The organism is Rickettsia parkeri (genome assembly GCF_051427245.1).
Classification (GTDB): domain Bacteria; phylum Pseudomonadota; class Alphaproteobacteria; order Rickettsiales; family Rickettsiaceae; genus Rickettsia; species Rickettsia rickettsii.
This window is the reverse complement of record NZ_CP195774.1, coordinates 214,912-228,592: the sequence shown is the minus strand read 5'-3', so window position 1 is coordinate 228,592 and position 13,681 is coordinate 214,912. Positions and strand designations below refer to the sequence as shown.

Genomic DNA, 13,681 nt, shown 5'->3' with positions numbered 1-13,681 from the left:
AGAGTACTAATTTAAATGCTTAGAAAACAATTCCTTTCATCAATAATAAAACATTTTAAAACTCATAAAGTTTGTGCCTTGTTAGGACCAAGGCAGTGCGGAAAAACTACACTTTCTAAACAATTCGTAGAAGCTTATAATATTCCTAAAATCAATATTTTTGATCTTGAAAATCCTTTAGATTTAGCAAGATTAAATGAACCGATGCTTGCTTTGTCTGATCTAAAAGGATTTGTTATTATTGATGAAATTCAGTATAAACCGAATCTATTCCCTATTTTAAGAGTTCTTGTTGATACAACTGATATTAAATTTTAGTACTAGGCAGTGCATCAAGAGACTTAATTAAACAAGGTTCTGAAACACTAGCAGGTAGAATAGGTTATATTGAAATGACACCGTTTACCTTATCTGAAGTGTCAGGTACTCAGCAATTATGGATACGCGGCGGATTTCCTTTATCATATCTTGCAGATGATGAAGAGTTAAGTGCTTTATGGCGTCAGAATTACATTAAAACATTTTTAGAAAGAGATATACCAAATTTAGGTTTTACAATTCCGTCTATGCAGTTACGTAGGTTTTGGTTAATGCTTTGCTATTATCACGCTAATATATTGAATGCTTCAGAACTTGGAAATTCTTTCTCTATCTCATATCATACCGCAAAGCATTATTTAGATATTTTAGAGGGAACTTTTATGATCCGTATTTTGCAGCCTTGGTATGAAAACCTTAAAAAAAGACAAGTTAAGACTCCAAAAATCTTTTTTAGAGATAGTGGAATATATCACGCTTTATTAGGCTTAAATAATTATGAAGCTTTAAGCACTCATCCTAAAATAGGTGCATCATGGGAAGGATTTGCCTTAGAACAAATTGTTAGATATTATAAAGCCGAACCCGAAGAAGGTTATTTTTGGTCATCTCATAATGGAGCGGAAATAGATCTTTTAATTTTTAAAAATGGAAAACGTTTGGGGTTTGAAATTAAATATACAAATACACCGAGCATTACAAAATCAATGCAAATATCTTTAGAAGATTTAAAACTTGATCAAATTAATGTAATATTTCCAGGTGAGATTAGCTTTAAATTGTCAGAAAAAATACAGACAATAGGTCTTTCGAGCTTAATTCAAAATGATACAAAAGCTGCAACTATATAGTTACAGCTTTTAGAATGTTATATTATTTCACATACGCCTTTAGAAGCTTTACCGGCAAGTTTGATATCTTTGGAAGCATTATCCACACAATTACCTAAATCTTGATTATATTGGTGGATTTGACTACTCGCTTGCATAGCTTCTTTAAATATTGCGTTATGTTTTTGCTGTTGTTCTTCAAATTGTACTTTTGCAGCTTCTAAAGCTGCTTTTCTTTGTTCAGGAGTTAATTTTTTAAATTTAGACATAATAATTACTACTTTAGTTAAATTCCTCTCGTTTTATTATTTGTAACTTTAATATTAGGAGTACGAGCAGGAGATAAACTCCTAGCATTAGTATCTTTTACTTGTGTTTGTTCTCTGATTTTATTAGCTAAAGATTTAGTTTTATCCACGTTAATTTTATTTAGTACTTTATTATGATGCTCTATATCTTTTACAACGCCGTCTGTCTTAATTGCTTTATGCTGATGTTTTAGAACTAAATATTTTTCATATGCATCTAAATATTTTTCTGGTTCTTTTTTATAACGCTCTTTAATATCACTTCCTAATTTCTTTATTTTATCTTTATTTATGTTGTGTTCTTTTTCATGTTTAATAATTTCTTGATCTAATATTTTTTTACTATTTTCAATCTTCTCTACATGTGCCTTATGTATTTTTAACATTTCTTGGTGAAATTCTAATTCTCCTTTTAATTCTTTAACTTTTTTTGGTGCTAAGCCTTTTTCTTGTAATTGTTATGATAAATTCGTTATTGTTTTATTTAATTCATTTAATTCTGTATGTGCTTGTTTGTGTTCTTCAGTTATTTTTTTATGGTTTTTATGTAATACTTTATACGCTTGATTTAGTTTAAATATTTCTTCATGAGTTAATATTTCACGATTTAACTCTTCATGATCAATAATGTTTTCCTTTTCTAGTTTAGTTATTATCTTATCTAAACGCTTATTACTTTCTTCAATTCTTTTAGTATCTTTAGTAATATTTTTTATAAATTCATTATGCAAATTATTAAGTGCAGCAATTCTTTGTGCGATTTCTTTTTCTTCTTCGGCAAGTTTTATTGCTCTTTGTGATTTTAGAAATTCTTCTTGAACCCTAGCTTTCTCAATAGATTGTTCTACTTCATAGTTCTTGAGCTTAGTTTCAGCAGTCTCTTTTAGATTGGATATGTCAAAATTCAAGCCATATGAAGCTGCTTCGCTTTGTAAACTACTCAATTCTCCTAGAATTATTTCTATTTGAGAGCGAGAATAAGAATTGTTAAGACGCTCTTTTAAATTATCGAATTTATATTTTAATGTAGCTGTTATATCAGACATGCTCATCATCTTTAATATTAACGCCAAGAAACGTTAACAAAAGTTAATAATTAAGTCAAGAAAATTTTAATAAAAATTAATCTTGTATTTCTAGCCATTGATTTAATAACTCGTCTAGTTTCTTTTTATCATTAATTAATTGGCTAGTAATGCGGTTATATTTTTGAGGATTATCTAAATATAGATTAACGTCTTCAAGTTCTTTTTCTAAGTGTTTGATGGATATTTCTAGCTTTTCAATATAGTTGGGTAATGTTTCAAGCAAACGCTGATATTTATAAGATAGCTTTTTATTTAGAGGTTCTTTTTGAGAAGTTAGTGGTAGTGGTTTTGAAGCTTTTTTGGCTATAGGAGAGGTAGTAAAATACTGCTTATAATCTTCATAACCTCCTGTTAAATCATGAATTTTACCTTGAGCGAAAACTAAAGTTCTAGTAACTAACCTATCTAAAAAGTCACGATCATGGCTCACGACTATTAAAGTACCTGAATAATCTGTAAGTATATCTAGTAAAATTTCCAGACTATCCATATCGAGGTCATTAGTCGGTTCATCTAAAATTAACAGATTGCCAGGGTTAATTAGAATTTTTGCAAGTAATAATCTATTAGCTTCACCGCCTGATAAAATAGCGGTTTTTGCATTAAGTAGTTTAGGATTAAACATGAATTGTTTTAAATAACCGGCAACATGCATGGTTTTACCGTGTGGCAAAAATACTTGATCACCGCCTGTAGGACATAAAGTTTGTTGTAATGTATGATTAGGCTCTAGTTTTTCTCTATGTTGATCAAAATATGAAATATCTAAATTACCGCCATATATAATTTTGCCGCTTTCAGGGGTAAGCTGTTTTGTTAGTAGTTTGATAAAGGTAGATTTGCCTGAGCCATTTGCACCGATTATACCAATTTTCTCGCCGTTTTTTACACGAAAGCTAAAATTATTGATAATTTTAGTATTTTTATAACTAAAAGTAATATTATCTGCTTCAATAATGAATTTACTTTTAGCTATATTTTCGGCAAGTTCTGCCCTAACTCTTTGTGTTGAACTAGCTAGTTTTGCAGTCTGTTCTTGTGTTATTGTTCTTAAAGCTTTCAAATCCGCAAGTCTCTTTTGATTTCGTTTACGTCTAGCAGTAACACCGGCATTTAACCATTCATTTTCTTGAGATAATTTTTTATTTAATTTCCGAAGAGCGGCTTCTTCTTGGTCTATGATAATTGTTTGCCATTCATCAAAAAATTTAAATCCTTTATCGGATTTACGTAAAATTCCTCTATCAAGCCACCAAATTTTATTAGTAACATTTGAGAGGAATGTTCTATCATGACTAACGCAAATAATAGCACCGTTATAAGATTTAACAAATTCTTCTAACCATTCGATTATTGCAATATCTAGATGGTTAGTTGGTTCATCAAGTAATAATATTTCCGGCTCTAATATTAAAGCTTTAGCAAGGCTTGCTCTTCTCAGTTGACCGCCTGAATAGGTGGATAAATTGTCTGTTCCGTTGATTTGTAATTTTTCTAGAATTATATCGATTTGGTATTTATCTATTTCTTTTGTACTATCTGTTTGTTGTAAAACAAAATCATAAACAGTTAGATGAGTTTTTATAGAAATATCTTGTCTTAAATAACCGGTTGTAACTAAAGGATCTTGAAATAATGCACCGTTATCTAACTCATAATCACCTGATATGACTTTCATTAAGCTTGATTTCCCGCAGCCGTTACGTCCTATAAGACAAATCTTATCGCCTGTGTACAAATAAAGCTCTAAATCAGATAAAATTACTTTATCCGCAAAACTTAAGTTACCGTCTTTAATGTAATAAATTGGGGTCATAGTTGATTATTGGCTAGTTTTAATGTCATTCCTGCGAAAGCAGGAATCTAGAAAAATAACCTTAATATTGGTACAAAATTACATATTTGATAGAATAAACATATAAAAATAAGTTTTTATATGTTTTACTGGATTCCTGCTTTCGCAGGAATGACATTAAGTTAAAGGTTGGTAAACGAAGTTTAATTTGGAAAAGCACAAGGAGTCCATAAGACGAGGAGCGGAACGTATACTTAATACGTGAGTACGGTGCTTATAGGACTTTGTGCCAATTTTTTAAATTAAACGAGTATACTCTTAATCACTAAACTAGCATTAGTACCACCGAATCCGAACGAGTTGGAAAGCACGTAATCTATCTTAGTTTTCTTAGCTTTAAGTGCAACTAAATCTATATTCACCTCATCCATAGGGGTATCTAAGTTTAAGGTTGGCGGTGCAATCTGGTCTCTAATTGCAAGAGCTGAAAAGATAAACTCAACACTTCCTGCCGCACCAAGCAAATGTCCTATTGATGATTTAGTAGAAGACATTAAAACTTTGGGATTCGCTTCTAAAAATAATTTTTGTACGGCTGCTAATTCTATTCCATCACCAAGTGTAGTAGAAGTACCGTGTGCATTAATATAATCAATCATATCGGGCGTGATAGTTGCATCTAGCATTGCGTCTCTCATCGCTCTATAAGCTCCTCTACCTTCAGGATGTGGAGCTGTCATATGATAGGCGTCACCTGTAGAGCCGTATCCTATAACTTCACCGTAAACTTTAGCCCCTCGATTTAAGGCATGCTCATATTCTTCTAAGACTACAACGCCTGCTCCTTCACCCATAACAAAGCCGCTGCGGTCTTTATCCCAAGGTCTTGAGGCTTTTTTAGGATTATCGTTATATTTAGTACATAATGCTCTAGCAGCAACGAAACCTGCAACTCCGACAGGTGTAACTGGAGCTTCCGCACCGCCTGCGATCATAACATCGGCATAGCCGTGCTTTATCATACGCATAGCATCGCCTATAGCATGTGCCCCTGTAGAGCAAGCTGTTACTGCCGTTTGGTTTGGACCGCTAAAACCGTATTTTATAGAAACAAGACCGGATAAAAGATTAATTAATGAAGCGGGGATAAAGAAAGGACTAACTTTGCCGTTATTTTCTTGATAAAGTTTGATAGAGGTATCTTCGATCATTTTAAGTCCACCGATTCCTGAACCTAATATCAAGCCGGTTCTATCACGAGATTTTTCATCGTCGGGTAACCAGCCGCTATCTTCAACTGCTTCGGTTGCGGCTGCTACTCCGTAATGGATAAATTTATCCATTTTACTTAGTCTATTAATGTCATCTGCTTGTATGAAATTTTCAAGTTTAAATCCATCTTTCTCAGAGTTATCTATAAGTCCGGCAATTTTACACGCAAGTTTAGAAGTGTCAAATTCTGTAATAGTTTTTATACCGCTTACTCCATCTACAATATTTTTCCACGATGAGCTAACATTAATCCCAACAGGAGTAACAAGTCCAAGTCCGGTAATAACTACTCTTTTATTTACTCTTTGATTCGACATTTTTATTATCTATTAGGGATTTTTTATGCAGATTAAGATTGGCGTTCTTTGATATATTTTATAACATCGGATACGGTTTTAATTTTAGTGGCTTCATCATCAGGAATATCAATACCGTATTCAACTTCTATTGCCATCATTAACTCTACGGTATCAAGGCTATCAGCTTTCAAATCTTCTATAAATCTTGAATCTGTAGTTATTATCGATTTATCTTTATTTAGCTTTTCAGCAACCATTTCAATAACTTTCTGTTCGATCTTATCCGTTGTACTCATAATTTTGAACTCCATAAATCATTTAATTTTATATGCCGTATAATAGTGGTTATTCAGCTATTAGACGTTATTTTAACTGTATGAATATTTATTTAAAATATTCATTGCATTTTATCTTTAAAAGAACTTCTAGCACAAAAAATTATTTTATGCTAGCACAAAATAATCTTATTAATTTTTATACCATTAACATACCACCGTTTACATGTATAGTTTGACCGGTAATATATGATGCCTGATCGCTTGCTAAAAATGCAACTGCGTTTGCCACGTCTTCCGGCATACCGTAAGTGCCTAGCGGAATTTTTTGTATTATAGCTTCTCTTTGTTTTTCATTTAGTTTATCGGTCATATCTGATTTAATAAATCCTGGAGCTACTGTGTTAACCGTAATGCCTCTGGTTGCAACTTCGTAAGAGAGCGATTTGGTCATACCTATTAAACCTGCTTTAGAAGCACAATAATTAGCCTGCCCGGGGTTACCTGAAATTCCTACTATTGAAGATATGTTAATAATACGTCCATACCTGTTTTGTATCATTTTTTTTATTGCTTCACGATTTAAAATAAAATTTGCTTTTAAATTAATATCAATAACTTTGTCAAAATCTTCATCTTTCATTCTAATTGCTAGCGTATCGCTAGTAATACCGGCATTACATACTAAAATATCTAACTTTGATGCTTTAGATATTAAATTGCTACATTCTTCCTTATCGGCAAGATTACATACTTCTATCGTATAATTATCTTTTACAACCTTTCCAAGGGATTTTAATTTTTCCTCATTACTACCGCTAATAATTACATGGCTTCCGAGTTTGTGCAGTAACCTCGCTATAGCTCCGCCTATGCCTCCTGAAGCTCCCGTAATTAAGGAAGTTTTACCTGTTAAATCAATCATTTTCTTCCTCCGTTTGATCAAGATTTATATTAGTAATTTTTGATGATTTTTCACGTATTATTTTCTCAATTTCGTTGGAAATTTGTGGATGTTCTTTTAAATATTGTTTGACGTTTTCACGCCCTTGACCTATGCGTACGTTCTTGTAGGAAAACCAAGAGCCGGATTTCTCAACAATATCAAGCTTAACTCCAAGGTCGATTATCTCGCCTTCTTTTGAAATACCTGAACCGTACATTATATCAAAATCTGCAGTTTTAAATGGAGGAGATACTTTGTTTTTGACTACTTTTACTTTGGTTTGGCTGCCTATTACTTCTTCTTTATCTTTAATGGAGCCGATTCTTCTTATATCGATCCTAACAGAAGCATAGAATTTTAAGGCATTACCGCCTGTCGTGGTTTCAGGACTACCGAACATCACACCTATTTTCATTCTGATTTGATTGATGAAAACAGTAATACAATTGGTGCGATTAATTGATGCAGTAAGTTTACGCAAAGCCTGGCTCATTAACCTTGCTTGAGAAGCCATTTGAGCATCACCCATTTCGCCCTCAATCTCTGATTTCGGTACTAAAGCCGCAACACTATCTATTATTATCATATCAATACCACTGGAGCGAATTAACGTATCGGCAATTTCTAGGGCTTGTTCACCTGTATCGGGCTGTGAAATAATAAGCTCATCAATATTTACGCCTAATTTTTTAGCATAAGCAGGGTCTAATGCATGTTCGGCATCAATAAAAGCACATGTACCACCCTTTTTTTGAGCTTCTGCAATTAAATGCAATGTTAGAGTGGTTTTACCTGAGCTTTCAGGACCAAAAATTTCGATGATTCTACCTTTGGGAACACCGCCGATTCCAAGAGCTATATCTAGCCCAAGTGAGCCGGTTGATACGGCCTCTATATCAACATGCGGACGCTGCCCTAGTTTCATTACCGAACCTTTACCGTAGCTTTTTTCAATTTGTGCGAGTGCTGCGGCAATGGCTCTTTCCTTATCTGTATTTGACATAAATTTCCATATTATAAACTTACCAATTAAAATATAAGCTTGAGAAAGAAAAATCAAATTTTATTTATGTTATTGTGCTTGTAAGATTAAATCTTGACTTCCATACTAGGTGATGCTTAGATATTAAATTTACTTGTGTTATGGTTAATTGATTTGGACTTGCTTACTATGTTACCAACTGAATTAACCTAGGACTATTAACAAAAGAAATTTTAAAGCTAATTAAATTACTTGTTAACAGTCCCATAGTTCTCGAAAAAGATAGATTTAGTAAAACCCTTATTAAATAACTTATCACATATGGTACCACAATTTCCGCAAACTGAATATATCGCTAAAGATAATTCATCATCTATATCTTATAAATTTAGATGGCATATTTTAATTATTTTAAGCATTTGCTTACTTTTGGTATCGATGGATGCTACAGTCTTGTATGCTGTTATTCCTACTATAATCCTTGATTTAAAACCATCTAATTTACAACAATTATGGATAATCAATGCATATGCATTAGTATTATCAGGTCTTCTCATTACCGCAGGTGCATTAGGAGATAGATTTGGTCGTAAAAGATTATTACTTTGGGGGCTTTTAGTTTTTTCCATCGCTTCAATGTTAGTTTATGTATTTGATAGCTCATGGGGATTAGTATTATGTCGTGCTTTACTTGGGTTAGGAGGATCAGAGATGATGCCTTCCATTTTATAATACACATGAACGTATGATCGCAATATCCGTGTGGGGAATAATGGCAACCGTAGGAGCAGCTATAGGACCAGTACTAGGAGGAGTATTGGTTGAGCTTTTAAGTTGGCAATTTGCATTTTTTAATAAATGCACCTATTGCATTAGTAATTATTGCTTTTGGTATAGTTTGGATTCCTAAATCATCTAATCCTAGTAATGAACCCATGGGATTGGATAGGAGTATTTCAATCGTTTTTTGGGATGGCAGCTTTAGTTCAAGACATTGAGATGTTGGCTAAATACGGTATTATGAATCTAGCATCCGGCGGAATGCTATTAATTGGCATTGTGTTACTAATAATAGTTACCTTACGTTATGCCAACTTAAAAGTGATGATCCGTTAGTGGATATGCGTTTATTCTTAATTAGCAATTTTAGTATAGGAGTAATAGTTTATTTGCTGATTACGTGTGTCTTAGGATCCATAATGTATCTTATGTCCTTATGGTTACAGTTTATCAAAGGGTTAAGTCCTTTGTATGCAGGTCTTTATATGTTGCCTGCAGCAGTTTTTGCTTTAATTGCATCTTTAGTTATGCCATATTTACTCACACGATTTATCGCACGTGTAATAATGTTTAGTGGGCTTATCTTTACTACTATATCATTGATTTTACCTAGTATATTAGACTATAGAGATTTATTATCGAATACTATGTTATATATCTTGGATTGCTTGGTATAGGAAGTAGTCTATGCCTCTCTACACCGTAACAGTTATGATGAATGCAGTACCGGCAGAGAGATCTGGAGGTGCAGCAGCATTACAAGAAACAGCATATGAATTAGGTAATGTATTAGGTATAGCTGTTATTGTGAGTATTACGTCTTTATATATATATAGTAACAATCTAGTAATGCCTCACGGTGTTTCTGTATCAATTGCAGAAATAGCTCATGACTCAATCGGTGAAGGAATAATTATTGCTCAACAACTACCACCTTCATTTGCTTACGAATTAATTAAGGATGTTAATATTACTTTTATAAATGCATTTAATATAGTAGGTATTATTCTAGGAATAATCATGCTAATATTGGCGGGTGTGATTATGTATGTTCTTCCTCCTTTTAAAGTATCTACCTCTCTACATTAATATGATGAAACTGGTATAGAAACCTTACCGTCTTTTGCTATTTTTGCACTATTTACCATAATGGTTAATAATGATCTTAGTGCTTATTTTTATAGTAGGTAGTTAATAAAATGAGATGATGATATTTTCAAGGCTATAAATCATTACTAAATATTTTTTCTAATTCTGTTAAGCGTTGTTCTATTCTTTCGATATCGCTTTTTGTTATAGGTCTTTCTAGTAAATCTGCTATCTTGGCTCTTAGATTTTTTTATTTTCATTTAAAATAAATTCTATGATGAGTCTTGAGATGGTTTTAGTATTGTGGTCAGACATATTTGTTCCCGATTAATTAAACTTACACTGCTTAAGTTTCAACCACCGAAGAGAAATAAACTCTTAGTGGTCGGGGGAGTAAGAAAACCATCAACGATAGCCATAATAGCCTTTAGGTTCTAAGCTTAAGCTTTAAACCTTGGACATAACTATTATAACCCCGACCGTGAAGTCGAGGATTGCATCAGTTTTGTAAGAAATGCTCTCACTTTTGGCAGAGGTTTCGACACCCCGAAATAACACTTTGCTACTCTAAGCATCATTTTATATATAACTTTCAAAAAGTCAATAATGGTTTGTTATGGTATTAACAACGTTCTATACTTCTATACCTAAGGAGTTATATGGTACATCGGCTAATAACGGCATTTCGCAATTTTGATAGTCAATATCTGTGTAACAAGGATTAAATATCTCAAATATTTCTATAATGCTTTCTTTATATTTTTCAGACTTGGGATTTGTTGTTCGTATAATTGTTATTAAGCGTGCAAAGTTGCTGATAGTCTGAAAACTATCATCACCGCCAAGACTCTTACATATTTCATGCAATATTCCGCTTGAAGAATCTAAGTTTATTGCTATAGCGGATGGGGAATTTAATTTTACAATTTCATTATTTAAATTAGTTAGTGGTAGTATTGAGAATTCATATTCCTTAATAGATTTTGCTAGTTTTATAATATCATGTAAATTATTTATTTTTATAACTTCATCGAATATAACTGCATTCTTCTTAAAATTTTCATATAGTAGTTCTACAAATGCTAATTCTTTATTCTTCATTATTAAATCTAAATTTTCATTTTGTATATTTCTTCCCTTATACCAATCCCATCCATATTTAATACAATACCCTAAGATCGTACCTACAGCTAATGTTCCTAATGCTATTCCAGCTATATAAGCACCGCTGCTATATCCACCGTCATTTGTATCATCGTTAGGTCTTTCTGTAGTAGTAGGGTCAGTGTAAGCTTTACCGAGTTGATCTAAAATATTTTTACCTATTTCTGTAGGAGAGACATTATCTAAAGAGAGACCTAAGTGATTTAGAGTATTTTCAAGAATATTTATAAACGATTTACGAGGGATTAAAGTTTCTTTATAAGCGTTATAGTTTTGTAAAGCACTCATAGCTGCTTCTTTAGTGCATTCATTTAAACCTAAGAAATCAGCTCCGCTAGTTTCGGTAATATTGCCTTGAGAGAATATATAATCATTTATTACTTTATAAAGTTGACTAAGAATACTAGCCGTACCGTTTTGATGAGGTGTTACGGCTTGTTGTAAAAGTATATGAGGATTATTTTCAGCATCGATAAAAATATTATTTATTGGAATATTTAAACCATTGTTGCACTCTTGGTATAGTATTGAAAAATCATTTGGGGACTCATTGAAAGATTGTTCAATGTTTTTCCAATTACACTGTGTATTATCCACTATATAACCTTTTTTAAAAGCTCCTTCAACAGTACTATATACTGATGAAAATATAGTACTGCTTAATTTATGAATGATGTGGCTTACATTACCCGGTAAACGGCTTACTATTTCATTGCTAAATATAGGCATAACGCAGTTAAAATTTATATTTAATATAGATGCCATAATGTTACTCCTTTAATTAATAAAACGTGGTTTCTAAAGTATGTTAATGTTTTTGTCAAGATAAAGTTAAAATAAATTAATATATGGAAAGATTTGAGAAAGATGATTTGTTATGCTGTAATGTTTCGTTTTTTCGTCATTGCGAGGAGAGACAAAGCCTCGACTTGGCAATCATTTTGTACTAGACTTCTTGCATAACCTATCTTATAAAGAGGAATTTACAGGAAACGGATGTGAGTACCGGATTGAAGTACAAATTATCTTTAGAAGGAGGTTATGCAAGAAATCTACTGTTTCATGAGGTTGCCACGCTCCTTACAGTCGCTCGCAATGATGATTTGGTGTCCATGCAATAATACCTTGCGGGGATGACATAGAACGAGCTATACAATATTACTTACCTATGCAGAAATTTTTAAAGATCTCGCCTAGTATTTCTTCTACGTTGATAACACCTGTAATTGCACCGATGCAGCGTGCCGTCATTCTAATATCTTCAGTTGCTAGAACTAAATCATTATCTAAGCTAAAAGCCGTTAAATGTGAGAGAGCTTGTTGTAAATAGTTACGATGACGCTGATTTGTTATATAAGGAGTTTCAGTAAATCCTGCCATATTTTCGGCAATATTTTCAATATTTTTTAATATACTTGAAAGAGCAATATTATTTTTTACTGAAACTCTTAAGCATTTATATTTATTTTCAATAGAAAAGATTTTACTAGCTTCGATTAAATCGATTTTATTAATTATTGTGATAGTATTTTCATCAATTAAATTAATAATATCTTCATTTATAGAGGAGTCTAATTTTTCGGCATCAAACATTATAATTTTAATATCTGCTGTTTTAGCTGAATTTATAGCTCGTTTTATACCTTCCTGCTCGATAATGTCACTACTTTCTTCTCTTATACCTGCTGTATCCTGTAAAATAATAGGATAGCCGCCAATGTCTAAATGTCCCTCAATTATATCTCTAGTAGTTCCTGCAATATTTGAGACAATCGCTATATCTCTCTGCATTAAGAAGTTTAGTAAGCTAGACTTACCAACGTTTGGCGGACCGATAATTGCAAGCTTAAGACCACTTCGTAGTAATTCTCCTTTTCTGTTATCATTAAGATATTCCGATATTGTATTTACAAGAATTGTATGAGTATTAGTAACTTCATTAAGGACGGTATCAGGTATATCTTCATCCGGGAAATCTATATAAGCTTCAAGCAGAGAGATCATTTTTAAAAGCTGACTACGCCAATTATTATATAATGCTTCAAGTTTGCCGCTTGCTTGTCTAATTGCTTGCTTATGCTGCATTATAGTTTCGGCATTAATTAAATCGGCTATCCCCTCTGCTGCTGTTAAATCAAATTTGTTATTTAAAAAAGCTCTTTTGGTAAACTCTCCTGCTTCTGCCAAACGAATACCAGCTATATTTAATAATGCATTTGTCAGCATTATAGATATAGCTTTACTGCCATGCGTGTGAATTTCGACTACGTCTTCCCCGGTAAAGCTACCAGGTGACTTAAAATAAACAACCATAACATTATCGATTAGCTCCTTAGTTTCAGGGACTGTAATTTGTTGATAATACATTAATCTTGATTTAAAGTCCTTTCTACCGGTAAGTAGCTGTAAAACTTCTAAACTTTTAGGACCAGAAATCCTAAAAACTGCTACGCCTGCTTTACCGAATGCAGAGCTTTGTGCAAATATCGTTTCCACTTATTTTCTATGCCTCTTGCTTAAGTTATTTTATATAAT

12 protein-coding genes and 2 pseudogenes are annotated in these 13,681 nt (G+C 32.5%); 5 read left to right on the top strand and 9 right to left on the bottom strand.

Features of this window, described 5'->3' with window-relative positions; translation table 11 throughout:
• Positions 1–15 precede the first annotated feature (15 nt).
• Positions 16–1,169: pseudogene (locus ACSFFC_RS01410) on the top strand (ATP-binding protein).
• Between the two features lie 17 nt (positions 1,170–1,186).
• Here the strand turns inward: ACSFFC_RS01410 and ACSFFC_RS01405 are convergent.
• The 7 genes and pseudogenes from ACSFFC_RS01405 to recA all read right to left on the bottom strand — a co-directional run bounded on the left by ACSFFC_RS01405 (position 1,187) and on the right by recA (position 8,134).
• Positions 1,187–1,417, bottom strand: a complete 231-nt coding sequence (locus tag ACSFFC_RS01405) for a hypothetical protein (RefSeq protein WP_014411059.1) — start codon at positions 1,415–1,417, stop codon at positions 1,187–1,189.
• A gap of 17 nt (positions 1,418–1,434) precedes the next feature.
• A pseudogene (gene roaM, locus ACSFFC_RS01400) lies at positions 1,435–2,502 on the bottom strand (actin-based motility regulator RoaM).
• Positions 2,503–2,578: 76 nt separating this feature from the next.
• A complete protein-coding gene (locus ACSFFC_RS01395; protein ID WP_014411058.1) occupies positions 2,579–4,360 on the bottom strand; it encodes an ABC-F family ATP-binding cassette domain-containing protein in 1,782 nt (593 codons plus the stop codon).
• Between the two features lie 281 nt (positions 4,361–4,641).
• Entirely contained in the window at positions 4,642–5,928 is a 1,287-nt protein-coding gene (fabF, locus tag ACSFFC_RS01390; RefSeq protein ID WP_014411057.1) for a beta-ketoacyl-ACP synthase II, read from the bottom strand.
• A 32-nt stretch (positions 5,929–5,960) separates the two neighbouring features.
• Complete coding sequence (gene acpP / locus ACSFFC_RS01385) at positions 5,961–6,221, bottom strand: acyl carrier protein (RefSeq protein ID WP_008579292.1); 261 nt, start codon at positions 6,219–6,221, stop codon at positions 5,961–5,963.
• Positions 6,222–6,384: 163 nt separating this feature from the next.
• A complete protein-coding gene (fabG, locus tag ACSFFC_RS01380) occupies positions 6,385–7,110 on the bottom strand; it encodes a 3-oxoacyl-ACP reductase FabG (protein ID WP_012736653.1) in 726 nt (241 codons plus the stop codon).
• Complete coding sequence (recA, locus tag ACSFFC_RS01375; protein WP_014411056.1) at positions 7,103–8,134, bottom strand: recombinase RecA; 1,032 nt, start codon at positions 8,132–8,134, stop codon at positions 7,103–7,105. The genes fabG and recA overlap by 8 nt, the downstream gene beginning before the upstream one ends.
• Before the next feature lie 300 nt (positions 8,135–8,434).
• On the opposite strand from recA, the gene ACSFFC_RS01370 reads away from it, so the two are divergent.
• The 4 genes from ACSFFC_RS01370 to ACSFFC_RS01355 all read left to right on the top strand — a co-directional run bounded on the left by ACSFFC_RS01370 (position 8,435) and on the right by ACSFFC_RS01355 (position 9,982).
• Positions 8,435–8,845 (top strand): MFS transporter, encoded by a 411-nt coding sequence (locus ACSFFC_RS01370; RefSeq protein WP_014411055.1) that lies wholly within the window; start codon positions 8,435–8,437, stop codon positions 8,843–8,845.
• Positions 8,846–8,858: 13 nt separating this feature from the next.
• Positions 8,859–9,023: a hypothetical protein gene (locus ACSFFC_RS01365; protein ID WP_010977748.1), complete on the top strand. Its 165-nt coding sequence runs from the start codon at positions 8,859–8,861 to the stop codon at positions 9,021–9,023.
• Positions 9,024–9,040: 17 nt separating this feature from the next.
• Positions 9,041–9,229, top strand: a complete 189-nt coding sequence (locus ACSFFC_RS01360; protein ID WP_041472245.1) for a hypothetical protein — start codon at positions 9,041–9,043, stop codon at positions 9,227–9,229.
• 351 nt (positions 9,230–9,580) lie between these two features.
• Entirely contained in the window at positions 9,581–9,982 is a 402-nt protein-coding gene (locus tag ACSFFC_RS01355) for an MFS transporter (RefSeq protein WP_014411052.1), read from the top strand.
• Positions 9,983–10,615: 633 nt separating this feature from the next.
• Here ACSFFC_RS01355 and ACSFFC_RS01350 read toward each other — a convergent pair.
• Together ACSFFC_RS01350 and mnmE are read right to left on the bottom strand one after the other, a co-directional pair.
• The gene (locus ACSFFC_RS01350) at positions 10,616–11,911 is read right to left on the bottom strand and encodes a DUF5460 family protein (protein ID WP_014411051.1); all 1,296 of its coding nucleotides are present in this window, start codon (positions 11,909–11,911) and stop codon (positions 10,616–10,618) included.
• Between the two features lie 393 nt (positions 11,912–12,304).
• Positions 12,305–13,642 carry a tRNA uridine-5-carboxymethylaminomethyl(34) synthesis GTPase MnmE gene (gene mnmE, locus ACSFFC_RS01345; RefSeq protein WP_004997443.1) on the bottom strand — a complete coding sequence of 446 codons (1,338 nt, stop codon included), beginning with the start codon at positions 13,640–13,642 and terminating at the stop codon, positions 12,305–12,307.
• Positions 13,643–13,681: the final 39 nt, after the last annotated feature.

Bases quoted from the DNA above. Each gene is read 5' to 3' on its own strand.
- ACSFFC_RS01405 (WP_014411059.1), bottom strand. From the start codon at position 1,417: ATGTCTAAATTTAAAAAATTAACTCCTGAACAAAGAAAAGCAGCTTTA.
- ACSFFC_RS01395 (WP_014411058.1), bottom strand. From the start codon at position 4,360: ATGACCCCAATTTATTACATTAAAGACGGTAACTTAAGTTTTGCGGAT.
- fabF (WP_014411057.1), bottom strand. From the start codon at position 5,928: ATGTCGAATCAAAGAGTAAATAAAAGAGTAGTTATTACCGGACTTGGA.
- acpP (WP_008579292.1), bottom strand. From the start codon at position 6,221: ATGGAGTTCAAAATTATGAGTACAACGGATAAGATCGAACAGAAAGTT.
- fabG (WP_012736653.1), bottom strand. From the start codon at position 7,110: ATGATTGATTTAACAGGTAAAACTTCCTTAATTACGGGAGCTTCAGGA.
- recA (WP_014411056.1), bottom strand. From the start codon at position 8,134: ATGTCAAATACAGATAAGGAAAGAGCCATTGCCGCAGCACTCGCACAA.
- ACSFFC_RS01370 (WP_014411055.1), top strand. From the start codon at position 8,435: ATGGTACCACAATTTCCGCAAACTGAATATATCGCTAAAGATAATTCA.
- ACSFFC_RS01365 (WP_010977748.1), top strand. From the start codon at position 8,859: ATGATCGCAATATCCGTGTGGGGAATAATGGCAACCGTAGGAGCAGCT.
- ACSFFC_RS01360 (WP_041472245.1), top strand. From the start codon at position 9,041: ATGAACCCATGGGATTGGATAGGAGTATTTCAATCGTTTTTTGGGATG.
- ACSFFC_RS01355 (WP_014411052.1), top strand. From the start codon at position 9,581: ATGCCTCTCTACACCGTAACAGTTATGATGAATGCAGTACCGGCAGAG.
- ACSFFC_RS01350 (WP_014411051.1), bottom strand. From the start codon at position 11,911: ATGGCATCTATATTAAATATAAATTTTAACTGCGTTATGCCTATATTT.